This window comes from bacterium, from assembly GCA_022763185.1.
GTDB lineage: Bacteria > Bdellovibrionota_G > JALEGL01 > JALEGL01 > JALEGL01 > JALEGL01.
In genome coordinates this window covers 102,548-127,220 of record JALEGL010000012.1, presented here as the reverse complement: position 1 = coordinate 127,220, position 24,673 = coordinate 102,548, and the positions used below count along the sequence as shown (strand labels likewise).

General features: G+C 38.2%; 18 protein-coding genes. 11 read left to right on the top strand and 7 right to left on the bottom strand.

The window, feature by feature from the left end; genetic code table 11:
* Positions 1–19 precede the first annotated feature (19 nt).
* The 4 genes from MRY82_07670 to MRY82_07655 are packed head-to-tail and all read right to left on the bottom strand — an operon-like array spanning position 20 to position 5,174.
* Positions 20–871 (bottom strand): hydroxymethylglutaryl-CoA lyase, encoded by an 852-nt coding sequence (locus MRY82_07670; GenBank protein MCI5072799.1) that lies wholly within the window; start codon positions 869–871, stop codon positions 20–22.
* Positions 872–879: 8 nt separating this feature from the next.
* A complete protein-coding gene (locus tag MRY82_07665) occupies positions 880–2,808 on the bottom strand; it encodes an ATP-grasp domain-containing protein (GenBank protein ID MCI5072798.1) in 1,929 nt (642 codons plus the stop codon).
* On the bottom strand, positions 2,805–3,581 hold the full coding sequence (locus MRY82_07660; GenBank protein MCI5072797.1) for an enoyl-CoA hydratase-related protein: 777 nt from the start codon (positions 3,579–3,581) through the stop codon (positions 2,805–2,807). The genes MRY82_07665 and MRY82_07660 overlap by 4 nt, the downstream gene beginning before the upstream one ends.
* A gap of 9 nt (positions 3,582–3,590) precedes the next feature.
* Positions 3,591–5,174: a methylcrotonoyl-CoA carboxylase gene (locus tag MRY82_07655; GenBank protein ID MCI5072796.1), complete on the bottom strand. Its 1,584-nt coding sequence runs from the start codon at positions 5,172–5,174 to the stop codon at positions 3,591–3,593.
* Between the two features lie 156 nt (positions 5,175–5,330).
* Between MRY82_07655 and mscL the strand changes: the two genes are divergently transcribed.
* A complete protein-coding gene (gene mscL / locus MRY82_07650; protein ID MCI5072795.1) occupies positions 5,331–5,741 on the top strand; it encodes a large conductance mechanosensitive channel protein MscL in 411 nt (136 codons plus the stop codon).
* Between the two features lie 138 nt (positions 5,742–5,879).
* Positions 5,880–9,323 carry a methionine synthase gene (gene metH, locus MRY82_07645; GenBank protein MCI5072794.1) on the top strand — a complete coding sequence of 1,148 codons (3,444 nt, stop codon included), beginning with the start codon at positions 5,880–5,882 and terminating at the stop codon, positions 9,321–9,323.
* A gap of 165 nt (positions 9,324–9,488) precedes the next feature.
* Here metH and MRY82_07640 read toward each other — a convergent pair whose 3' ends face one another.
* Entirely contained in the window at positions 9,489–10,733 is a 1,245-nt protein-coding gene (locus tag MRY82_07640) for a winged helix DNA-binding domain-containing protein (protein MCI5072793.1), read from the bottom strand.
* 241 nt (positions 10,734–10,974) lie between these two features.
* Here MRY82_07640 and MRY82_07635 point away from each other — a divergent pair, with 241 nt between their 5' ends.
* The 9 genes from MRY82_07635 (at position 10,975) to MRY82_07595 (ending at position 22,669) form a co-directional block, all read left to right on the top strand.
* Entirely contained in the window at positions 10,975–12,129 is a 1,155-nt protein-coding gene (locus tag MRY82_07635) for an SH3 domain-containing protein (GenBank protein MCI5072792.1), read from the top strand.
* 78 nt (positions 12,130–12,207) lie between these two features.
* On the top strand, positions 12,208–13,476 hold the full coding sequence (locus MRY82_07630) for a hypothetical protein (protein ID MCI5072791.1): 1,269 nt from the start codon (positions 12,208–12,210) through the stop codon (positions 13,474–13,476).
* On the top strand, positions 13,473–14,018 hold the full coding sequence (locus MRY82_07625; protein ID MCI5072790.1) for a hypothetical protein: 546 nt from the start codon (positions 13,473–13,475) through the stop codon (positions 14,016–14,018). The genes MRY82_07630 and MRY82_07625 overlap by 4 nt, the downstream gene beginning before the upstream one ends.
* 6 nt (positions 14,019–14,024) lie before the next feature.
* A complete protein-coding gene (locus MRY82_07620; protein MCI5072789.1) occupies positions 14,025–15,617 on the top strand; it encodes a hypothetical protein in 1,593 nt (530 codons plus the stop codon).
* 22 nt (positions 15,618–15,639) lie between these two features.
* Positions 15,640–16,752 (top strand): hypothetical protein, encoded by a 1,113-nt coding sequence (locus MRY82_07615; protein ID MCI5072788.1) that lies wholly within the window; start codon positions 15,640–15,642, stop codon positions 16,750–16,752.
* 36 nt (positions 16,753–16,788) lie between these two features.
* Complete coding sequence (locus MRY82_07610) at positions 16,789–17,253, top strand: hypothetical protein (GenBank protein ID MCI5072787.1); 465 nt, start codon at positions 16,789–16,791, stop codon at positions 17,251–17,253.
* 77 nt (positions 17,254–17,330) lie between these two features.
* Entirely contained in the window at positions 17,331–17,969 is a 639-nt protein-coding gene (locus MRY82_07605) for an outer membrane beta-barrel domain-containing protein (GenBank protein MCI5072786.1), read from the top strand.
* The gene (locus MRY82_07600) at positions 17,970–19,442 is read left to right on the top strand and encodes a hypothetical protein (protein MCI5072785.1); all 1,473 of its coding nucleotides are present in this window, start codon (positions 17,970–17,972) and stop codon (positions 19,440–19,442) included.
* Positions 19,433–22,669 carry a hypothetical protein gene (locus tag MRY82_07595; GenBank protein ID MCI5072784.1) on the top strand — a complete coding sequence of 1,079 codons (3,237 nt, stop codon included), beginning with the start codon at positions 19,433–19,435 and terminating at the stop codon, positions 22,667–22,669. Before MRY82_07600 ends, MRY82_07595 begins: the two co-directional genes overlap by 10 nt.
* Positions 22,670–22,675: 6 nt before the next feature.
* Here MRY82_07595 and MRY82_07590 read toward each other — a convergent pair whose 3' ends face one another.
* Both MRY82_07590 and MRY82_07585 read right to left on the bottom strand, forming a co-directional pair.
* Positions 22,676–23,341 carry a hypothetical protein gene (locus tag MRY82_07590; protein MCI5072783.1) on the bottom strand — a complete coding sequence of 222 codons (666 nt, stop codon included), beginning with the start codon at positions 23,339–23,341 and terminating at the stop codon, positions 22,676–22,678.
* Between the two features lie 152 nt (positions 23,342–23,493).
* Complete coding sequence (locus MRY82_07585; GenBank protein MCI5072782.1) at positions 23,494–24,273, bottom strand: hypothetical protein; 780 nt, start codon at positions 24,271–24,273, stop codon at positions 23,494–23,496.
* Positions 24,274–24,673 lie beyond the last annotated feature (400 nt).

The window sequence follows — 24,673 nt, the reverse complement described above, 5'->3', positions numbered from 1 at the left end:
GTAAAGTTTTACTCAACGCTTAGGATGGAATATTGGTTTTTGCATAATTTAATACCGGCTCTAGTTTAGAAGCGTTAAGAGCTGTATTTATATTTTCTCGTTCACAGAAATAAAGCAATTTTTCAGTGGCTAAATTGCCTTTAGCGCCGGGTGCATAAGGGCAGCCTCCCAAGCCAGCAATCGATGTATCAAAGACTCTAATTCCCTGCTGCAAACTTTCATAAACATTGCATAAAGCCAAGCCATAGGTGTCATGATAATGACCTGCTAAAAATGGATTTAAACCCATTTTTTCAGTCATCTGATACAAGGTCTTGATTTGTCGTGGACTGGCTTTGCCAATGGTATCGCCAATGGACACCTCATAGCAACCCATATTGAATAACTTTTCAACAATACTCACCACTTTATCTGGATTGATATCGCCTTCATAGGGGCAGACAAAAGCCGTGGACACATAAGCTCTTACTTTTATTTTATGCAGCAAGGCTTTTTCAATGACAGGCTTAAAACGCACAAAACTTTGCTCTATACTGGCATTGATGTTTTTTTGATTGAATGTTTCTGAAGCCGCTGTAAAAACAGCCACTTCTTGCATGTCACTTTCAATGGCCATGTCCAAACCTTTTAAATTAGGCACAAGTACGGATGTTTGTATATTTTTGGTCAATGCTTGAGTTGCAGCAAGAATCGCTTGTGTATCGGCCATTTGTGGCACAGCTTTAGGCGAAACAAATGCACCCAACTCTATGTATTGTAAGCCAGTTTGAGTGAGCAACTCAATCAGCTTTATTTTGATTTCTGTAGGAATGACCTGTTTAATGTTTTGTAAACCATCACGCGGGCCCATTTCTTTAATCTGTATGTCCATAGCTATGCTTATTCCAACTCAAGCAAATGTTGTTCTTCATTTACTTGTTGGTTTTCTTGAACCATTACCTTTTTTATCACGGCGTCCCTTGGGGCAAGTATTTTATACTCCATTTTCATGGCTTCTATGGTTAACAGGACATCATTTTTTTTAACGCTTTGTCCTTTTTCTGTAAATACAGCCTTAACCAGACCGTTGAGCGGAGCTTTACAGTGGTTTAAAGCCGCGTCTTCATCTTCAGATTGTAAGCGTTGAGCCTTCTTTAAAGTAATCTGCTTGCCATCTATATGCAGATATAGCGCATTATTTGCGGCTATCATAATCAGCTTGTCTCCATTGGCTAAACTAAAAACATGCTCCTGATGTGTTTTTGTTAAGGGCAACTTTTCAAGCTGTTGGGGATAAGGCAACAGTTCATTCATTGCAGTTTTATACAGATTTTGAGCTTGATCTCTGGCTGGAAGATTGGATGGAAGTGAATTGTGGTACCACGGATTGTGGTTTTTATCTTCTGCGAGATGTTCAACGCTATAAATTAAGTTGTAAATCGCTTGTGTTTCAAAGTAACTCGCTTCATATTTGACATAATCTTGATAATGGCGATCAATCCATTGAATATCATGTTTTCCGTCTACAAAATCATTGGCCGTTAACAGCCATTGCACAAAATTCATGTTATTTTGCACACCTAAAATATAACTGTCTTTAAGCATCTGTAACATTTTTGAAATGGCTTGATCTCGGCTTTCTGACCAAACCAAAACTTTGGCGATCATTGGGTCAAAGTTGTTGCCAACCATCGTGCCCTTTGCAACATCACATTCAATTCTATCAATACTTGACGAAAACTCAATGGCCCTAACCTGACCGTTGGCAGGAACAAAATCTTTTAAAGTGTTTTCTGCATAAACTCTTACCTCAATAGCGTGTCCATTCGGCTTTAAGTCCTCAGCAAGAGTGACGGTCTCACCCAATGCATGTTTGACTTGCAATTCCACCAAATCAAGAGCAAAAATCAACTCTGTTACACCATGCTCTACTTGCAGGCGTGTATTCATTTCCATAAAATAAGCTTTTTTGTTTTGATCAATGATAAACTCAACAGTTCCCAAACTTTCATAGCCAATGGACTCCACCAAATCAACGGCTTGTTGACAGACTTGAGCTTCTTGTTCATCATCTAAAAAAGTAGAATGACTTTCTTCTATAATTTTTTGATAACGCCTTTGCATGGTGCAATCACGGGTTTTAAAATGATAGGCTTTCTCTCCTGTAGAAAAAACCTGCACCTCAACATGACGCGCTTTTTCTAAATACGGTTCAGCCAACAAGCTTGCATCAGCAAAGGCTGCTTGAGCAACTCTTTTGGCTGAAGCCACCGCTTCTTTAAGTTCATTGATATCTCTCACAATGGTCATGCCTTTGCCCCCACCCCCAAGGGCTGGCTTTAAAATAATAGGCAACGATAAGGTTTTTTTTATTGCATCAATAAAGCTTTCTGTATGCTCAAAGTTGGCTTCATCTACACTATGTAAAACACTTAAACCTGCATCGATAGCAATGCTTTTGGCTTTGGCTTTGTCAGCAAAAGCTCTGATCGATGAGGGCTTGGGGCCAATAAAAACAATTCCATTGTCTTTGCAGGCTTGAGCAAAATCTGCATTTTCAGAAAGAAATCCCCAGCCTGGATGAATCGCGGTACAATCTTGACTTTTAGCATGCGTGATCATGGCTTTTGCATCGGTAAAAACCGTTTGCATGGCTTTAGCTTCTATCCATATGACTTCATCCAGATGCTTTGTATATTGTGATAAGTCCTCTTTACAAGCCAAGCCCACGGATTCAATGTTGAGTTTTTTTAGAGTTTTACACAGCCTTGAAACAACCTCCCCCCGATTGGCAATAAATACTTTGTGCTGGTTCAATTCTCGCTTCATGCTTCACTCCACTGCGGCTTACGTTTTTCAAAAAATGCATTTAAACCTTCCTGGCCATCATGAGATACCCGACACTGCGCAATCAGTTTGGATGTATATTGAGCAAAATTTTCAGGTTTTAAAGGTAAATATTGCCTAGATAATTGTTTAATGATTTTAAGTGCATAGGGCGAGTTACTTAAAGTGTCTTCACATGTTTTTAAAAATACTTTTTTACTTTCCTCTTGCCCAGCAATGCACTGATGAACCAAGCCAAAATTCAAAGCTTCTGGTGCCGAAAACTTTCTAGCCTGCAAGGACAAAGCTAAAAACTGTGAATAACCTATTTTTTGTATGACAAAAGGAGAAATAGTGGCCGGCACAATGCCTAATTTGGCCTCACTCAAACTAAAAAAAGCATTGTCTTGCGCAATGACAATATCAGAACAAGCAACCAAACCCAAAGCGCCACCCATCACAGCACCATGAACATGACTTACAACAGGTATGGGGCATTCATACAAGGCCAAGTACATGTTGAATAAATTTTCAGCTGAAGCAAGGTTCTCTTCTTCACTTAAGTCTTTGGATTGTCGCATCCAGTTCAAATCTGCACCGGCACAAAAATGCTTTCCATTGGCAGAAATTGTTAATATTTTAGAGCTCTTAGGAATGTTTTTGAATGCATCACTTAACTCTAAAAGCATGGCCTCAGTTAAAGCATTGCTGTGCTGAGGACGATTTAAAATAATATGACTTTGCGTTTGGCTATGCTCAATATTTACGGCTGACATCAATCACGCTCACATTCTAAAAACACCAAATTGGGTGTCGGGTATAGGGTTTTCTAAACTTAAGTTTATGGCCAAAGCCAAAGTATTTCTGGTTTGTCTTGGATCAATGATACCATCGTCCCATAAACGAGAGGTGCTGTAATAAGGTGAGCCTTCGGCTTCATATTTGTCCAAAATCGGTTGCTTAAAACTGGCCTCATCGAAATCTTTGGCTTTGCCCTGCATTTGCTTGAGCGTCCACAGAACATTGGCGGCCTGTTGGCCTCCCATCACCGATATTCTTGCATTGGGCCACATCCATAAAAAGTTGGGGTCATAAGCTCTACCACACATGCCATAATTACCCGCGCCAAAACTTCCTCCAATGACAACAGAAAATTTAGGGACTTGAGCGTTAGATACTGCCATGACCAACTTGGCACCATCTTTGGCAATACCACCCTCTTCGTAACTTTTACCCACCATGAAGCCGGTAATGTTTTGCAAAAATAATAAAGGCACTTTTCTTTGACAACACAACTCAATAAAATGCGCGCCTTTTTGAGCACTTTGTGAAAACAGCACACCGTTGTTGGCCACAATACCTATTGTTTGCCCCCAAACCTTGGCAAAACCACAAACCAAAGTTGTCCCATACAAGGCTTTAAACTCATCAAATTCACTATGATCAACAAGTCTTGCAATCACTTCACGCACATCATAGCTGGTATTGGGTGATTTGGGTATGACGCCCCATATGCTGGAACTGTCATACAGAGGTTCTTGATCCCTCATGACCAGCTTATGTTTTTTAATATTCAAATGACTTACAATCTGCCTAACTTTATCCAGGGCATCGTGATCATCTTTGGCCAGATGATCCACAACACCTGATTTTTTAGCATGCACATCGCCACCCCCCAATTCTTCTGCCGTGACATCTTCTCCGGTGGCTGCTTTAACCAAGGGAGGACCTCCCAAAAAAATAGTGCCTTGACCTTTTACAATCACTGTTTCATCACTCATAGCTGGGACATAGGCTCCACCAGCCGTACACGACCCCATCACACACGCTATTTGCGCTATTCCCTGAGCAGACATTTGCGCTTGATTGTAAAAAATACGGCCAAAATGCAGCTTATCGGGAAAGACTTCTGCTTGCAGAGGTAAAAATGCTCCACCAGAATCAACAAGATAAATACAGGGCAACTTATGCTCTAAAGCAACTTCCTGAGCTCGTAAGTGTTTTTTAACCGTTTGTGGAAAGTACGTTCCACCTTTAACCGTAGCGTCATTGGCAATAATCATGACTGAGTTACCCTTAACTTTGCCAATACCACAGACAAGACCAGCGCTGGCTACGGCATTGTCATATTGACCATAGGCGGCAAGGGGCGAAAGCTCTAAAAAACTACTGCCTTCATCAATTAAATAAGCAATTCTATCACGGACATACAACTTACCTTTTGCTTGATGTTTTTTTAAGTAAGTTTCGCCCCCACCCTTGGCAACGGCATCTAATTTTTGTTGATGGTCTTGCCAAAGATCTTTGTGGTATGCGTAATTTTCTTTAAATTCTTTTGATTCTGAATGGATTGTACTTTGAATAATCACAACTCTGTATCAAAGCTGCAAAATCAAAGCTCGTCAACTCTTAGGATCAAGAAAAACAATAATTTTTCTTTCTGGTAAAAAACGAACTCTTTACTTTTACACTTATAAAAATTTGGATATAAGAGCAACAGGGTTTAATTTCCATTTGGAGGTATGATGTTAAAAGAATTTAAAGATTTCGCTGTTAAGGGCAATGTTGTTGATATGGCTGTAGGTATTATTATTGGCGCAGCTTTTGGTAAAATTGTAACATCGTTTGTTAATGATTTAATTATGCCTGTTGTTGGGCAACTTACGGGTGGCGTTGATTTTTCAGATATGTTTTTTGCGCTAGATGGTTCTAGCTTTGATACACTCGCTGCAGCACAAGAAGCTGGGGCGCCTGTTATTGCCTACGGTGCTTTTGCCAACACTGTTGTTAATTTTGTCATCGTTGCATTTTCAATTTTCTTAGTGATTCGGCAAATGAACAAACTTAAGAAAGAAGAAGAAGCAAAGCCGACCCCACCCCCAAAGCAAGAAGTTTTACTTGAAGAAATTAGAGACTTGCTTAAAAAACAAAATTAAATCTTTGACGATGTGTACCCAAACCCAATAGAGCCATGTGTCTTGGGTATACGTTCAAAATAAATAGGGCTGAGACCTTTGTTTTGAAGTTATTTTATTAGATCAAAAGATAAAACTCAGATATAGTTGCCGGCACTCATGAGCAGAATACAACATCGTCTTACACAAAATATTCTCCTTTTAGATGGAGCCATGGGAACTGCCATTCAAGACTTAAACCTTAATGCTGCCGATTTTGGTGGTGAAGATTACTATGGGTGCAATGAAAACCTATGCTTAACAGCTCCAGAGAAAATTCTTCAGATTCATAAAAACTATCTCAATGCTGGTGCAGATATCATTGAAACCAATACTTTTGGTGGTTTAGAATTTGTTTTAGATGAATTTTCTTTGGGTAAAAAGGCCTATGATATTAATTTTACCGCGGCTCAAATTGCTAAAAAAGCCGCTTTAGGTTTTTCTACATCAGAACAGCCTAGATTTGTTGCCGGTTCTTTAGGGCCCAGCACAAAATCTTTGTCGGTCACCGGTGGCATTGAATTTGATGAATTGCAACAACAGTATTTCCAGCAAATAAAAGCTTTGATTGATGGCGGTGTTGATTATTTGTTGTTTGAGACCGTACAAGACATGCGCAATCTTAAAGCAGGTTTAAGCGCAGCTTTGAATTTATTTGAAAAAGACCCAAGTCTTAAACGGCCTATTGCCATCAGCGCCACCATAGAAACCATGGGAACAACATTGGCCGGGCAAAGTATTGAAGCTTTTTGGTCGAGTGTAGCTCACCTCCCCCTTTTATATATTGGTTTAAACTGTGCAACTGGACCCGACTTCATGACCGATCATTTGCGCGCGCTTCATGACTTATCCCAAACACCTATAGCCTGTATCCCTAATGCAGGCTTGCCTAATGAAGAGGGCCAATACACACTTGATCCCCAGCAATTGGCAGAAAAAATTAAATTTTTTATGGATAACGCTTGGATCAATGTCATGGGTGGCTGTTGTGGTACCAACTACCAGCACATTAAAGCTCTAAGAGTTTTATTGGATCAACACAATCCCAATCCCAGACACAACATTACCAAGTCAATACACCACCTATCGGGCATCAATTTTTTAGATATCACTGATGATAAGCTTCCCATTTTGGTGGGTGAACGCAGTAATATTATTGGCAGTCGAAAGTTTAAAAAACTCATTGAGTCAGAAAACTTTGAGCAGGCTGCTGAAATTCCCAGACAACAAGTTAAATCTGGCGCTGATATCATTGATATTTGCTTAGCCAACCCTGATCGAGATGAGCTGAACGACATGAAAAACTTTTTGGTTTATGTCAATAAAACCCTGCGCGCGCCCTGGATGATTGACTCAACCGATGCCCAAGTTATTGAGTATGCTTTAAAGCAATGTCAGGGCAAAGCCGTGATCAACTCTATTAACCTAGAAGATGGTTTAGAACGCTTTGAAAACATTGTTCCTTTGGCTAAAAAATATGGTGCAGCCTTAATAGTTGGGACTATTGATGACGATCCCAAGCAAGGTATGGGAATCAGTCTTGAAAGAAAAGTTGAGATCGCTGAAAAATCTTATAAAATTTTGACGCAAGACTTTAAGATTAGCCCTTACGATATTTATTGGGACCCTTTGGTATTTCCCTGTGCCACTGGAGATGAAAATTATTTAGCCTCAGCTAAAGCCACGGTTCAAGCTCTGACGGAATTGAAACAACGCTTCCCCAATACAAAAACAGCTTTAGGTATATCTAATATTTCTTTTGGCTTACCTGCTGCGGGAAGAGAAGTCCTCAATGCAGTATTTTTATACCATTGTAGTAAAGCCGGTTTGGATTTGGCTTTGGTCAACACTCAGATGTTACAGCGTTATGCCAGTATTGATCAAAAAGAAAAAAAATTAGCCGAAGATTTGCTGTGGAGTGGCGAACAACATTTCATTGATGCTTTTGCAAACTTTTACAGAAAAAAGAAAACGGCATCAACAAGACAAGATCAATCCAAGCGCAGTTTAGATGAACACTTGGCTTTTGCTATTATTGACGGCAGCAAAGAACACTTGATTGAACGCCTTGATCTGAAACTAAAAGAACAAAAAGCCATGGACATCATCAATGGTCCTTTGATGACTGGCATGAACGAAGTGGGACGTTTGTTCAATAACAATGAACTGATTGTAGCAGAAGTCTTGCAAAGCGCAGAAGTCATGAAAACAGCGGTTGATCATCTTGAACAGTTTATGGATAAAACAGACGCTGTCAGTCAGGATACCGTCATGTTGGCCACGGTTAAAGGAGATGTTCATGATATCGGTAAAAACCTGGTTGATATTATTTTATCCAACAATGGATATAAGGTCATCAATTTAGGCATTAAGGTGACCTCACAAGAATTGATTGATGCTTACAAAAAACACAAACCCTCCATAATTGGTTTATCTGGTTTGCTGGTTAAATCAGCGCAACAGATGGCCATCACGGCCTCTGATCTTCAGCGCGAAAACATCAACACCCCTCTCTTGGTGGGCGGCGCTGCATTGTCCAACAAGTTCACTACTGAAAAAATAGCCCCCAATTACGATGGCCATGTGTATTATGCTAAAGATGCTATGACCGGTTTGACCTTATGCAAAGATGCCTTAAATGAAAAAACGCTTCCAGACAAATCTAAACCGCTTTCTTCAGAGAGCACCTTAACTCAAAACACGAGCACTGCTGATAACACCGTTGTAGCTGCGTCTCTTTCAGATGCAGGATATATCCCCGATCCTCAACATTTTAAACAGGATGTTCATACCGTACAGGATTTGGATAGCATTAAAGACTTCATCAATCCAAGAATGTTGTATGGAAGGCATTTAGGCTTACCCAACTCACAAGTAGATCAGCTCTTTTCTATCTTTAAAGCCAAGGACAACACTGTAGAACTTAAAGCTAAATCCATAGAACTAAAAGAAAGTGTTGAATCAGTCTACAGCTATGCCAAAGAACAGCGTTTGTTTAAACCGCAGTATATTATCCATGACTTCCAATGTTTAAAAAATAAAAACAGTATAGAGTTTTATGACGAGGAGCAAAAGTGTATTGAGCGCTTTACCTTTCCGAGGCAAAGTAAAGGCGATGGTCTCTGCCTTTCAGATTATGTAAAGTCAGAAAAACCTTATGATACCTGCGCACTGTTTATTTGCAGTTTAGGCAATCAAGCACGCGAGCAAGCCATCGCTTGGAAAGAAAGTGGAGACTATTTAAAATCTCATATCTTGTTTGCCCTCAATTTAGAAATGGCTGAAGCCCTGGCTGAGTATGTTCATCAAACCATTCGACAAAATTGGGGGATCGAAAAAAACAGCTTTAGCTTAAAAGAACTTTTTCAAGCCAAGTATCAAGGTAAACGTTACTCTTTTGGTTACCCGGCCTGCCCTGACCTGGATGATCAAAAAAAATTATTCAAGCTGCTAAAACCGGAACGCATCAATATTGAGCTGACTGAAGATTGCATGATGGATCCAGAAGCCAGCGTAAGTGCCATCGTCTTCCACCATCCACAGGCAAAATATTTTTCAGTTTAACTTTTTATATGCCGCTAAGTTTACAAAATGATAACTAAAAAAAGAATTGTTTTACCCAGTTTTTGTTGTTTCCCATGGCCAAACAAAGCCCTTAGCGCGTAGAAACCTTTTTTCTTCCAACAAATTAACACAAATCAGCCCCATTAATTTGTCACGTTAGTCAACCTATAGCTTAAGATTTTTAACGGCTCGCTTTAAAGGCTGGGCCAATTCACCTTTATCACCAACCGTAATTGTATTTAGGTTTAACCACAACAACATTTGTTTCAATTCAATCGCTAAAGCAAGCGCAACATCTGTTTTCTTAACCTCATTTTCCATAAATGCTCCAGGCACCCATAAAGTATGTGTTGTTCTATCAGCCTTAAGATCAACTCTAGCAACTAAATCTCCGTTCATTAAAAATGGAAGCACATAATAGCCCCACTTTCTTTTTTCTTTTGGAACATAAATTTCTATTCTATAGAAAAAATCAAACAGTCTTTCGGTTCTTGATCTATGCCAAACAACTGGATCAAAAGGAGACAGAAGAGCTGTCATATGATCGCTAGAATTGTCAATATTATTATTTAACTTTGGTAAAGCATAGGCTGGTTTTTTCCAGGACTCTACCTGCCATTGTTGCAATTTTTTATCTTCACACAATTCTTTTAAGTAAGGCTTAGCAAGCTTGGGTGGCAATCTAAAATAGTCAACAATTTCGTCCTCTGTTCCTACTGCTAAAGCTTGTACAGATAAAAGCAACAACTGCTTTATTGCTTTTTCAACTGACGGTGTTTTTTGCCGGTAGATATTGTTTGGAACAATATTGTCTAAACAATCAAACTCTTTTTCAAAGTTCCCAACTCGCCTTATACCTGCACGTCCCGTACGAAATAACCAATCTAAAGCTTTAGCTGCATAAGAATAATGACCCCATGTACTCTTAGGTAATTTTTGCTGATCTAATATATCTTTGGCTCTTAGTCTTCCTCTCTCTTTTAATTGCGCATATACATCTTTAATGTACTTTTCTTCTTGTGTTGCAAAACGGTACAATGACTTCCAAGTATAGCCCTCTTTCACGCGCTCTTTTGACCAACGAAATAGTGGTTCATATTCAACCGGTACTAGTGAAGCTTCATGCGCCCAACATTCAAACCACTGATCTTTTTGATAGGCTAGCTCATCCAACCATTGATTGTGGTATGGACCTATGCGAGAAAATGCAGGAATATATTGAGCTCGAGCAACAATTGGGATGGCATCGAGTTGCAAAACATGCAACTTTGCCATCATGGCTTTAAACTGACTTTGTTTAAGTTCTTGACCGGTCTGTTTAATTTTTTGTTTATCTGCAAAGCCCTGAGCTATTAAAAACAAAAGACGAACCTCAGACTTTGATAGATGTTGTGTGCTTAACTTGGCCATAATATTTTTTTTCACAATTGTTGTAGGATTAGTGACTTCTGCTTAATCATAAAATGGAACAATTTTTTACGCAAAAAATATACAGTATAGGATTTATAGTCACCTAAATATTGTATAAATCATAACTTAGGCTTTAATTTATTTGGCATTTGTTTTGCTTAATTTAAAGCACAGTGTTAATTTTACAAAATCAATTAAAGTTTTTAGCCTCTGCAGAACTTTGCTATAATTAAGTGATACTATGAAAAAACAACTTACGGCTTTCACTCTTTTCTTTTCATCTATTCTTATTTTATCTTTACCTGTTCAAGCAGCGACATATGCCTACATTAAGCAGGCTAAAGTCTATGTAAAAAGTGCGGCCAATAGTCAAGCACGTAACATTGCAGCGTTACGACAAGGGACAAAAGTTGCCTACAGAAAAACACAAGGCAACTGGTATTTAATTTCATACAAATCATCCAATGGACAAGTTAAAAGTGGTTGGGTTGCTAAAGGTAGTCTCTCCAAGCAACGCCCAAGAAGTTCACAACCACGGTACTCTGCACCACCTCGCAGGCCAGCTCCTCCAAGGTATTCACCGCCTCCTAGAAAAAAGCCATCTTCTTCTACGGCCAATCGTTCAAACTATAAACGTCCTTCAGCCAACACCAGTGACTCTAAGTTGTTGGTGCAAGCCGGTTTAGGTGGTTCTTACTATGCTTACGACGTAAGTTCAGACACACAAGCTTTTGCCTATGCTTTTTTAGGGCCCAGTGCTCAAGTAAACCTTGCTTACAGCGCTTGGGAAAGTGCCAATAGTGACATGCGAGTAAAACTTTTGCTTGATGGAAACTTTGCTTTTTACTCATCTAAAACCAACTTACAAGATGGCACGGGCAGTGTTTTTAGCAAAAGAACTCAAAACAATATGGCCTTTCACCTTGTTCCAGGTTTACAAATAGAAAAAGATATAAATCCACAGACCACAGCTGGTTTAATGCTTGGTTATCGTTATTTCAGTTTCATGGGTGATGATATAGTTGATATTAATAACGATCCTATTGGCCTTTACAACAGTTACACAGCAACAGGTATCGTTGTTGGCCCCACTCTGGCTTACAAAGCAACACCTGATATCACAGTAAACTTGGCGATCAATGCCGTCTTGATGCAAAATTATGCTGAAGATCCTGAAGGCACTTCTGGCCAGGCTGATGCTCAGTCTATGGGTTACATGCCCAAATTGGATGTCATGTATGATTCTAATTTTGGTAGCTTATCTTTACGCTATAGTTTTCATAGAATTGAAAGTGCTTTTACAGGTACGGTAACTAGAGTTGAACAAAGCTTTACCAATATTACCAGCAAAACCGATACTCATTTTATTGGCTTGATGTACAATAAACGGTTTTAAAACAATTGTTTAGCATCTTTATAAAACATATTTATTCCTTGCTCTATTGCCTTGTTTTTCTTACAATATTAAGTAGCAATGAAAGCTAAAAAAAAATCAAAATACTTTAATATCAATACCTTAGATAGACTACTTTTTTTCTCTTTAATGTTTTTGATGACATTTTTTTTTGCCTGTAAACGTGAAGCTCTGGTTATCGATCAAAGCCCAGACAACCCTGATGGAGACTCGCTGTATGAAAACCGGGAAGTAGAATGGACGCCACAACAGTTGTATCAAGCGTTAGAAACTGCGAGTTCAAGAATGACAGATGGCTTTGCCGCGATTGATTTAAATATTGATAGCAGTCAACTGCTCAACCAAACTAACCCTGAAACAGCCAGAGACTTGTATGAAAGCTTAGTTGATCAAATTTTCACTCACCCTAGCTACGAACAAAAAATACGTGAGTACTTTAGAAAGCTTTTATTGGTTGCACAAAATGAACCTGATTTTTTTGAATCTCGGCGACTTGACCTTGCCATGTATGTGGTGAACAACAATTTAAGTACAGATCAGCTGTTTTTGATTCAAGGCAGTGTTGATCAAAATAATGTTGATAGCCTCGTTGCTTACAATCAATCAGATTATGATTCTTCTTCACTTACGGTTACACCCGACGGTGAACAAACCGGCATATTATCTGATCCAAAGTTTGTTCAGTTTTTACAAAACTCAGGAACCAGCTTGCCTGCTATTCGTTCTTATATGCAGTATCTTACCTGTCAACCACCACCCTATCAAATCCCGAACTTTAATAACTGGACCTTAGAACGTCTTGACCAAGCCTTTCATGCCCAACCAACATGCCAAGGCTGCCATGTTTATCTAGAAATGCTTCAAGGCGCGGTTAGTCAATACAATGCTGATGGCTACCAACCCAACCTGGATCCAGAGAATACTTGGGGCAAGCTTTCTGAAACTGAACCTGTCCTGGTTAATGGCCAAACGGTTCCCTTAAACCAAAGAAATCAATACTATAATATTTTTTTAGGTCGCCCCCCCGTCTTAACGCTGCATAGTTTTGTCAATGAAATGTTAAGCCAAGCCAGAGATACCGTAGACTCTTGTTGGAGTAGACGTGTTGCTGCTTTAGCTCTATCCATTAATAAAGAAACGGCCGGGTCAGGATTTGTAGAGGAGTATAATTTTGCCAACACTTCTTCTGAGCTATTGTACCTTGATCGATTCACTGATCTTTACGTTGAAAATAATCGTTCCATCACAGATACATTGAACGACTGTTTAAAATTTGACTGGTGTTTTATAGGTCCAGCAATAGAACCTTTTATTGGAGACCAACCATGAGCAATCAAAACAATATATTTTTTTCATTTTCCATACAGGCCTTATTTGTTTGCATACTTATGTTAACAGCGTGTCTCCAGCAGCCCACCCTAAAAAAAGTGTCCGCGGACGACCCTTCTTTACCACCATCACAAACATTTGAGGCAGACCAAACCAACCTAGAAATCATTTCTTATGATGCTCTAAAAGCTAAAATAAAACGTGTATTTAATCTCAGTGACGCTTCAAACACGGTAAGTCTTTTAGAAGGCCTTGAGTCTGAATTTAGAAGTTCATCACAGTTTTCTTCAGGTATATTTCGTTCATTGCTAACCGTATTTGATGAAGCCTGCACTGAAGCAGACCTACTTGCCATTGGATTATCTAACCCAAGCCAACCCAATGCATTTTGGCAAGCCTTAACTGGCTTGGATATGAATCAAGAGCAACTTGACAGTGTCACAAGTATGCTTGCAGATCCAGGGCTTTTAAACTCGGTTCAAAGAAGAGAAATGGCTTGTTTAACGCTTGCTTTACAAGCAACAGTTTGGGTGAAGAGGTGAAACACAGTGAATAAACAGAATAAAAAAAATATAAAACATTGGATGAATCATAACGATCCTAAAAAAATGAACGACATCAGCAGAAGAAAGTTTATTCAATCTGTTGGCATGTTTCTGGGAACGCTAGGTTTACCAGGCTTAGTCCGCTATGAAGTCATGGAAGACTTTTCTAAAAAACTTTTTGGGAGCTCTCTAGCTTTTGCACAAACAGGGGCATCTACACCTGTCATGTTTTGGTACAATATATCCGTAACCATCGCCGGCAAGCTCGATGCTTTGATGACCTTTAATTCTGATGCTTCTACCTATGGCAGCAATGACCTTAACCGAGATACACACTTTGCCGCAAACAACGCTATTGTAAGCCCAGGCAGTTTGATTAATGCCCCGGGTGTCTTCTCGCCGGAAATGAACAGCGTTGCCAATTCATTTTCTGACTATATGTCCTATATGGTTGGAGATAGAAACACCAGTCATGCATTTTCTGGCTCGACTATTTCTATTATGCAAACCGGTCAAAGCAATACCTCAGCAACTTTTCCAGTAGCTTTTATCAATCAACGCAATGATATCATTGCCGATATCAACAGTATTTTTGATTTTTCTGATGTTTGGGAACTTAACGGTGCTGGCCCTTATTCTTCTGGTTTTACATCAAAAGTAAGGACACTTGAGCTTTTATTAAGGCAGTTTGAGCAACTTAATATTGCCACCAATGCCGGAACCGTTTTAAATGAACCTTTTGTCAATGCTTTGAGTGCAATCAATTTAGGGTTTAAAAACTCAGTGCTCAAACTTATTGAAGACAAGCATCACAGCAGCTTCAATGACATTATGAGCAATATTGAAACCCTACTAAGGCTTAACAAACGTGCTCTTCTTGAAGAGAATCTTGCTGCTGCACAAACACTCAGCAATGGCATTACAAAACCCAGTTTTGGAACCATCAGTCTTGAGCAAAGAAATATTGATCCTTTTGTTGCCGGTCGTTTAGCTGCCAATATGGCTGCCAACAAAGCTTCTATGGGACTCAATGTTGAGATTGATAACTTTGATCCCCATATTTTTGTTGACAGTACGCAAGGCAATGTTGCCTTTGGCCAAACCACACGTGGAACGGCGGTTAGAGCCGGCGGTGTTGCCAATGGTCGTTTTTTTCAGCAGTTTGCAGATTATATGTCACAAGTTATTTTTGATACCCTATCCTATGCTCAATCAATTGATGACCCCGACATTCCAGGTAATTCAGTCCTAGATAGAATGCTGATCACCATTACCAATGATTGCAATAGAGGTCCGGATTTAGCGGATGACCCCAATGCCAATACCGGAGACAGCTTTGGTGGCGGAACCGCAGCCAATGTTGATCAAAAAGGTATAGAAATGATTGTGGTTGCTTCTCCTACGGCTTTTAAAAATGGATCTTTGGCCAGTATGGATAATAACTTTAACTACCTCGGTTTTGATCCGGTTTCACAAAACTTTATGAGCTCAGGGAATACTGTTGCGCAGCTACGTAATTCATTGGCAGATTTACTTGGGGTTGATATTGTTGCTGCTGGTGGTGACCTATCTAACTCAATTATGGTCCGTGTCTGATTGGAGACCGTTTAAAAGTATTGTGAAAAAAACACTTCTAATTGTGATTTTTCTTAACCTGAGCTTTAGTTTTAGCTTGTGGGCAGCAACGGTTCAGCGCAATACTTATATTTATCGTTACCCTTATAAAGATTCACAGAAAATTGACCGCGTATACCGCAATCAAAAAGCCAGTATCAAAGGCTCCACTGGAGCATTTTATAAAGTTAAAATTTTTTCAAAACGCAGCAATAGGAATATTGAAGGCTGGATTGCGAAACAAGCGTTTATACCTCTTAAAAAAGCGCCTGCTCCCTCTTATAGACAAAAACCTAGAAAAAAAACTCCTTATCCACCTGTTAGAAAAGTAAAAAGACCCCATCGTAATAGAAGCAGGACTTTGCAACAATCACCACAGTTGTTTTTTACAGCTGGCCCTAGCTACTCTGCAATAAACTACTTGATACGTTCAGAAAACAACACGCCCTTTTACAGTTATTGGACAGGTGGGCCTGGTGTTAATCTTTCCTTAAAGTACAAACTGTCCAAGTCTCCTCAAGCTAAAAAACAATATTTTCTAAACATCAATAGCAGCTATCACGTATTTAAACCCAATGTAAACCTCAATGATGCTGCTGGAAACACATTTTTGCAACAAAACCTTAATCAAAGTATGCTGCACATTCACCCTTCTTTACATTATATGAATCAATCTTCTCAAAACTTAAACTGGGGTCTTAATCTAGGCTATCAAATACAACGCTTTAAAAGCGATGATATTGAAGATATCAATCAAGTTTCACAAAATGTTTTTAACAGTTTTTCAAGCAAGCAGTTTACTCTGGGCTTTTCAATGCTTAAAAAAATTGCCAACCATCCATTAACAATCAACCTCCAATATGCTTTTTTAGGCAACTATACCGATACCGGTAGCAATACGGTTCTTAATGATACAAATTTAAAGTTAGGTTTATTGGGGCAAATTTATTATGATTACGTACTTCATCGCCAGCATAAACTAAGACTGAACTATTCAATTGATTACAAACATTATAGTAATAGCAATACATTTAGTCTTGCTGATGAAGACTATACAAACAGTTCTTTTGAATATTTACAACACATTGCTTCTTTGGAGTACCAGTTATCATTTTGATGTATAATTAAAATAAGGAAAATGGAGTCTACAACAATGAAAAATCATAACACACTAAAAACTAATAATTTTATATTGCTCAGTGTATTAATCTGCGTGACTCTTTTACAGTTTTGTTCCGTTGTTGATGTTAGTCAACTGGACCCTCAAAATTATCCAGAGGAAGGATCAAACCTCTCCTTTCAAAATGATATCTATCCCATTTTTTCAGACTCAAGCATTGGTCAACGCTGTACCAACTGCCACTACAATAACACACCGCTTGATGTTAATGGTCTCATTTTACAAGAAGGCAATGGTGAAACACTGGTCACCATTTATGACTCTTTATTTTTAGATGTTGGGCAAGGTTTAAGAGTTGATCCTAGCTCACCTAGCAGCAGCTTACTTTTGACCTATCCAAATGGTCAATCTCCTCATATCCAAGCTTTTACCGGCGGCACCAGCAATAGTGCTTACCAAACAATTTTGGCATGGATTCAATCAGGAGCACCTTTTTAATCCAATGCTAAATCTTTCCTTAAAATATCAGCTCAAAGTGTGCATTTTGGAAAAAGTGTTATAAAATGGAAGTATCAATGAAAAATTTAAAGCCTCAGTTTATTTTATTCTTTTGCTCGGTTTGTTTTTTTGGCATTCAACACTCTTTTGCACAAAGTTTTCTTGACCCAGAAACTTATGCCATCCAAAACAGAAAATACCACATGAAAAATGAATTTTTCTTTGCGGCTTCATACCTACCCATTGATGCCTTTGAAAAAGGCTTTGGTGCCAACTTCTCTTATGTTTATCACTTTAATGATGCTTTTGCTCTTGAGCTGCCTCAGTTTACCTGGATTGCCAACCAAAATACCGGTCTACAAAATGACTTACAATTGCTTTTTGGCTTGGAAGCCACTGATAGAGACTCTAAAAACTATGTCATCACCAGTAATATTATTTTTAAGCCCGTTTATAGAAAAATGCTGTTTTTCAATAGAAAAATTATGCATGGTGAAAGCTATGTCCTTTTAGGGGGCGGTTTTTTTAATTTTGATAGTGGTTTCAAACCAACGGCTGACCTTGGTTTTGGTTTAAGGCTGTACTTAAACCAAAAACTCTCTATTAAGACTGAACTTCGCAATTACTTTATTTTTGATGATTTAAACCCAAAAAATGAGCCCAGTATTGTTGTAGGTTTAAGCTTTAATCGCGGCGGGAATGGACAAAAAAAATAAATGAATTCTATACAAGTAAAATTGTATCGTCCTTGTTTGATATTCTTTTTTTCTTTTGGCTTGTTTTTTATTAACGGTTGTAGCAAAAAAATCCGTCAATCTCCCACCCCACAAGGAGATTACAATAACGCTAGAAAATATTTTGATAAGAAAAAATACTTAAAATCAAGTGCCTATGCTTGGTTGTTTATTCAGAATAACCAAAACACGGCCGAAAACTATGTTGGTGCTGAATTTATTTTTGCAAAATCCTTGGAAAAATTAAAACTGTATACTGTGGCCTTGGAATATTATGTTGAAGTTATTCGGCATGGTGCCAATAAAGAGTTTATAGGAGAGAGTTTAAAGTCTATTTTTAATCTAATGGAAAAGCTTCCCTATGATGCTCACTTGATTGAACAAGAATTATTGGCCAGCAGTGAGTTTGCACAATTTTCTGAAGCTCTTGATGAGCAAATTAAGTTTTATCAAGGAAAAGACGACTATATTAAAGCTGATACCCAATGGGGAGATGACAAGTTCAATTATCTTAAAGAAGGTGGTCTACCCTACCAAAAAGTAGAATACAGTAAGATTATTCGTGAATTATCTGAGTCTGAAGAAGAAAAAATATCTCAAGAGACCATTGATCAACTGGTGACTTTGTTGGAAAAAGTCCCTGAAAAAACACGATTAAAAAATTTAATTAGAAAAACCTTAGCTAGACTCTTGTTTGAGCAACAAGAGTATGAAAACAGCCTAAAATTTTACAATGCCGTTGATAGCAATATCTTAACCCAAAGTGATGTTTTTCTGGAAAAAGCCTGGAATCATTTTTGGCTTTATGATTACCAAAAGTCATTGGGATCACTGCATGCCTTAAAAGCACCGCACTTTAGTGATATCAATCAACCTGAAAAGTATTTATTGTATGGTATTGTTTTGCGTAATTTATGTCGTTACGGTGACACAAGAAAAATCATTGATCTTTATAGAGACCAATACTCAAAAACCATTGAAAAAATAAAAAATGGCGATTCTTTAAATAAAATTAATGCGATTGTTGATGCTGCCAAATATCACCCTTTGATTGAAAATATTTGGCAACAACAAAAACTCATAAGCTTTGAAAAAGAAAGGCTCTTGGCCGTTAAAGATGAACAGTGGAAAGAATATGGTCTGGCGACTCATTTATCCATGATTTATTCTTTAAAAGAAAAAGAACTCAAAGCTGAAACACTAACTGTACAAGAAGATGCATTAAAGGATGTATCTGCAGAGATTATTCATTTTAATGAACAAATGAATATCCTAGAGTATGAAACCCGTATGGATGAGTTTAAGCGTGGACAGTTCTCAGATACCAAAGAACCTGTTGAGCATAAAAAAGCAAAAGTGATCAACTCAGACCCCATCCATTGGAAATTTGATCAAGAATACTGGATTGATGAACTGGATTTGTATTTGGTTAAAATGGAGAGCTTATGCAAGTAAATCTACGCCATGCCATACAAAATTTAATGTGTTGTATAGTGCTGTTTACATTTTCAGTGATGACAACAGCTTATGGTTTCGAATTCCCAGAAAAAAAAGATTCAAAGACCTTCATTAAAGACCTTAATGACAATTTAAAGAAAGTAGATAAAGCGCTTGAAGCGGTTAAAAACCGCTTAAAAACCATTGATGAAAAAACCAATAGACCTGATTTACTGATGCAGCAAGCGGAATTGCACATAGAAAAATCGCGTTATCATTATTTTATAGCCAGGGAAAAATCACCTGACAGCATCAAGTCTTTTAAAGATGTTGAGCAATCTATAGCTCAAAAAGAGTTGGCCATTGGCGTTTATCAAAAAATTATTGAAGAGTTTCCCAACAATTTTAATGTTGATAAAATCATGTTTTTTATGGCGCAAGAAATGCAGCAAGTTGATGCTACAGATGCCGCCATGGATCAATATAAAAAACTGGTTGCCCAGCACCCCAACAGTGAATTTAAAGATGATGCTTTAATTATTCTGGGCAACAAAGCTTTTGATGAACGCGACTTTGCTGCTGCGACAGACTTTTACATTCAAATTCTGGATATGCCAGAAGGCCCTATGCACAATGTAGCTCGTTATAAGTTGGCTTGGAGTGAAGTCAATCAGGAAAATTGTGATAAAGCCTTAAAACTTTTTGAAACCGTCGCCCGCAATGCCAAAGAAGAAGATGAAGAACTTAAAAAAATATCGGCTACTGGCAACATACAGCGAGAAGCTTTGGTAGATAGTGTCTTGTGTTACACAAAAGTCCGTAAAAAAGATTTACCAGAAACCACCATTGCTTGGTACAAAGAGCTTTCCGACTCTAACCATACTTATATTACTGTTTTAGATAAATTGGCCAACCGTTATTATATTCAAAAACAAAATAAAAAAGCGATTCCCATTTACAGAGAGTTGATTAGACGCAGCTATGATTTAGAAACCAAAATTGATTACATACAACGCCTTTTTGGTAATTTAAGAAAATATGGCTACACGGGCCCTATCGATGAAGATGCAAAAATCTTAGTGGATAGCTTACGACGTTACTTTTATTCTTGGCGCCAAGAAAAGAGTGATAGGCTTGAAGTCGCTAAAAATCTGGAAAAATACTTGCGAGATGCGGCCACCCGCTTGCATGCCTATGCCAGGAAACAAAATGATCCTGACATAACCTTAAAAGCTGCCAATACCTATAAATATTATTTAATGGCCTTTGGACGTCATCCCAGTGCTTTAAAAATGAAATACAACTCTGCTGAGGCGCTGTATGAAGCCAAACAATATTTAAAAGCTGCAGAAGAATACAGAGAGTTAGCCAAGCGTGCCCGCAGGCCAAGAGAACAAGCAGACCTTTACCATTCTTCAGTGGTATCATATTTAGAAGCTTTAAAAATAAAAGATGACTTGAGCAAGCTAGAGTTGGTTCAAGCGCGATCTGGGTTTTTAAGATCCAGTGAAGCCTATTTGCGTCTCAATCCAAGGTCAAAAAAGGCGCTTGATATACGTTATGCCATGGGCAAGGTTTATTTTGATCAAAATGACTGGGATAAAACCATTGATTACTTTTGGAAGTTTGTTTTTCAATACCCCAATACTTCTAAAACCGTTGATGCCATTACTTTGATATTGGAATCTTACCATTTAAAAGATGATAAAGACGGCATGGTAAAAGCGGGAAATCAATTGATTCAAAGTCGTCGTTTTAATCGACGTATTGTTGCAGAAATAAGAGATATGGTTTCTAGAGCAGAGTTCAAACGCTTAGAAGAACGTTACGCAGCCAGTCCTGGTTCAAGCAATCAAAACTTAGCCGCCGGTTTTTTTAAGTTGTCTGCAAAATACAAAGGTACAGAAGCGGGTGAAAAAGCGGTTTACAATGCTTATGTATCGGCTAAAAAAACCAAACAGCCTGATCAAATGATGGCGGCTGCAGAAATGTTGATGCAGGATTATCCAAAATCAAAATATTTAGAAGACATCTTACCCAACATGAGCCAAACCATGTTTAATGTTGGTTTATTTGATCTAGGGGCCAAAGCATCAGAAATCTATGCGCGTAATTTTAAAAGTAAAGAAGCCTCCGTTGATCTATTACTTAACTCAGCTAAAATAAGATCCGCGTTGAACAATCACCTTAAGGCTTATCAAAACTTTAACCTGGCTTTAAAGTTAGCAAAGAGTAAAAATCAACAAATCAGCATCATGCAAACAGCGGCAGAAACCTTTGATGAATATGAAAAATGGTCATTCTTGGATAAACAAGCCAAACGATGGTTGCAAGTTCAGAGAAACAGTGCAAAAGCTTACTATTACCTGGCAAAAAGTTCTTTTAAACGCAAACAATTCAGCTCAGGCTTTGCTTATGCAAAAAAAGCCAAACAGTATATTGCTAATGCCGGCAGTGATAGAGCCTTTGTCTTATCGCAAATCACACTTTTAGAAACTCAGCCCATTTTTAAAAAATACAATGCTATTACCATGCGCAGCGGTGGTTCAGAAGAACAACTTATTGCTCAAAAAACCCAACTTTTAGAGCTTTTGTCGCAGAAGTACACGCAAATTGCGCAGTCGGGTGAAAGTACCGCCTCTATTGCAGCACTGGCCCAATCAGGACATTTGTATAAAGATTTTTCAAAATTTTTAAGTCAAACAAAAATTCCTGCTGGCTTAAGTGGCGCACAAAAAGCGCAGTATAGAAACATCATGCGCAACAAAATCAATGAAGTTCAACAAAGTGCTTTAGGCCTTTATCAAGCTTGTCATCAAAAAGCAGAGCAAATCAAGCTTTTCACGCATGAAGCCTTGGAATGTTCAAAAAAGAAGCTTCTTCCTAAACAAGGACAACAACTCAGAAGCTCTATGCGAAACTTTAAAGATCAGTTACAAAACAATGTTAAAACACTGATGAAAAATCCAAAAGATATTCAAACCCTTCACAAAAATGCAAAAATGTATTTGGATAACCGCTGGAACTACTCTGCTCTGCTTACTTTATCTAGAGCCAAAGAAATCGATGCCAGAAACTCCACAACCTTTGACCTCATGGGAAGAACCTTAGAAAACTTGAACCGCGATGATGATGCCTATAAAAACTATCGTCAAGCCCTAAAATACGATGCCAGCAATCGATCTGCTGCATCACATGTAAGAAAGCTTTGTAGAAAATACAGCTACGCCTCTTGCAGTCGCTAAGTTTGCTTAAGCTTCTTTATTGACTCTTTTTGCACCCAAATAAAAAAAGTATGCCGCAATAGCTAGAAGGCAATGACTAAGATCTATATGGTTGAACCAAGCGTGAAAACCAATGACCAAGTTGAATGTTAACACCGCTAAACCTGAAAATCCAATGCCATAAAAAAAATATTTACAGGCGTCGTGTTTGGTGCGCAAATAAAAATATATATTCAGCGGTAAAACAACGCATAAGAAAGCATAGCCTGAATGAATTTCAATAAATTTAAATTCTTGCGTCCATAGCACCAATACAAAGAAAACAATAAACTCAATAATATTAAGGTATGTCAATAACAGTAAGAAGCGATGGTTAACAAAACCTCTAGTTTGCAGGATAGAAGCACGCTCTAAAAATGTTAGCGACAACATTGCTAAAATCCACCCAGGAATCTTCCAGTTCATACTCAAATAAGGGAAGAGCGCGTGTCCAAAGATACCTGCATATAGCGTAGCAAAAGCCATAAGCAAGAAATAAACTTTAAATGATTGATGCGATGATTTTTTTAAAGATAACTTATGTAGTTGATAACACGCCCAAAAACAAACAATAGCAACCACTATATCGGTTAATGCGGTAACCGGCTCAAAAATTTTGAAATCAAATACAGTGATATAGGTTTTATCCAACATATTTTTACGTTTTAGATATATCTTTTTAGTAATTCGTTAATGATTTTATCAAGAGCCAGAAGCCATAACACATAATATTTTTTAGACCTATAAAAAAACCCGGCGTGCTAGCCGGGTTTTTAGATCATTTTATAGCTGTTTTGCTAAACTGTTTAAGCGTTTTGCCTTTTTCTTAAGCTTACATTGGCCAAAATAACTAAGGCAAAGAGAATGAAGTAACTTGGCATACCACTGTTGTTAGCGCCTGCACTTGCACACCCTTGAACCTGTGTACCTTCAACACTTGTGTCTTTATTAAAGCTTGGTCCTGAATCATCAGAAGTATAAGCATTACAAATCACTAAAGTATTTTCTGAACCTTTAGCTGTACATGCTGCTTGAAATGTTGCCGCAGACTCAGTCACAGTTGGATCTGTTCCTAACATTACTTCATCAAAGTCTGAAACATTATCTTCATCAGAATGTGCTGAAAGTGGATTTGAGCCAATATGCACTTCATGACCATCCAATAAACCATCAAAATCCATATCAGGGTTGAATGCATCTAAACCCATATTTAATTCTGGTCCATCCAATAAACCATCTTCATCCGTGTCGGCTTTAGTAGGGTCTGTTCCAGTTTGGCTAAACTCAACACCATCTAATAAACCATCTGCATCTGTATCAGCTACAAGTGGATTGGTTAACTGTGCATCTTCTTCTTGATCATCCATGCCATCACCATCAGAATCAGCATCGCACGGGTCGGTTCCATTGGCTACTTCTTCGCCATTGGTCATGCCATCACCATCATTATCTGCATCGGGATCTGAAACATCACAACCTGGTCCACCCCATTGGGCTAAGGCATAGTCAGGTGTAAATAATGTAAAGCCTGTTAATAAAATTATACAGGCAAAAATTCTTGCTATCATTGTTTGCTTGTTTATCATTGTGCTCTCCTTTAGCTGTGCTATAAAATTTAACATGCCTTAAGTAAGAGCAAGCACTGTACCAAGTTAAAAATTGACTTAACGCATTGATTTCTTTACCCCATAGATAATAAAAAATGGTAGAGAGCGTAATTTTTTTTGCAATTGAGAAAAAGTTGCATAGCTCACTAAAAAAAAGAGTGTCCTTTTTATAAATGGTCTATCCAGTTAGGCGTTTCATTATTTATATATAGAGCGTGCAACTTGTTTTTATAAAAACAGCTTTATCAACAATTACACGATCTATACAACTCACCCTTTGAACAACTTAACTTAATTGGCGCAATAACAATCCAATGAAAACAAATACACATTGTTTTTACAAATAACTATGCAATTTTTGCAGCCTGTAAATAATTAT

What these genes read in the sequence shown, in the direction of transcription:
- MRY82_07670 (MCI5072799.1), bottom strand. Translation starts at nt 871, where the DNA reads ATGGACATACAGATTAAAGAAATGGGCCCGCGTGATGGTTTACAAAAC.
- MRY82_07665 (MCI5072798.1), bottom strand. Translation starts at nt 2,808, where the DNA reads ATGAAGCGAGAATTGAACCAGCACAAAGTATTTATTGCCAATCGGGGG.
- MRY82_07660 (MCI5072797.1), bottom strand. Translation starts at nt 3,581, where the DNA reads ATGTCAGCCGTAAATATTGAGCATAGCCAAACGCAAAGTCATATTATT.
- mscL (MCI5072795.1), top strand. Translation starts at nt 5,331, where the DNA reads ATGTTAAAAGAATTTAAAGATTTCGCTGTTAAGGGCAATGTTGTTGAT.
- metH (MCI5072794.1), top strand. Translation starts at nt 5,880, where the DNA reads ATGAGCAGAATACAACATCGTCTTACACAAAATATTCTCCTTTTAGAT.
- MRY82_07640 (MCI5072793.1), bottom strand. Translation starts at nt 10,733, where the DNA reads ATGGCCAAGTTAAGCACACAACATCTATCAAAGTCTGAGGTTCGTCTT.
- MRY82_07635 (MCI5072792.1), top strand. Translation starts at nt 10,975, where the DNA reads ATGAAAAAACAACTTACGGCTTTCACTCTTTTCTTTTCATCTATTCTT.
- MRY82_07630 (MCI5072791.1), top strand. Translation starts at nt 12,208, where the DNA reads ATGAAAGCTAAAAAAAAATCAAAATACTTTAATATCAATACCTTAGAT.
- MRY82_07625 (MCI5072790.1), top strand. Translation starts at nt 13,473, where the DNA reads ATGAGCAATCAAAACAATATATTTTTTTCATTTTCCATACAGGCCTTA.
- MRY82_07610 (MCI5072787.1), top strand. Translation starts at nt 16,789, where the DNA reads ATGAAAAATCATAACACACTAAAAACTAATAATTTTATATTGCTCAGT.
- MRY82_07605 (MCI5072786.1), top strand. Translation starts at nt 17,331, where the DNA reads ATGAAAAATTTAAAGCCTCAGTTTATTTTATTCTTTTGCTCGGTTTGT.
- MRY82_07600 (MCI5072785.1), top strand. Translation starts at nt 17,970, where the DNA reads ATGAATTCTATACAAGTAAAATTGTATCGTCCTTGTTTGATATTCTTT.
- MRY82_07595 (MCI5072784.1), top strand. Translation starts at nt 19,433, where the DNA reads ATGCAAGTAAATCTACGCCATGCCATACAAAATTTAATGTGTTGTATA.
- MRY82_07590 (MCI5072783.1), bottom strand. Translation starts at nt 23,341, where the DNA reads ATGTTGGATAAAACCTATATCACTGTATTTGATTTCAAAATTTTTGAG.
- MRY82_07585 (MCI5072782.1), bottom strand. Translation starts at nt 24,273, where the DNA reads ATGATAAACAAGCAAACAATGATAGCAAGAATTTTTGCCTGTATAATT.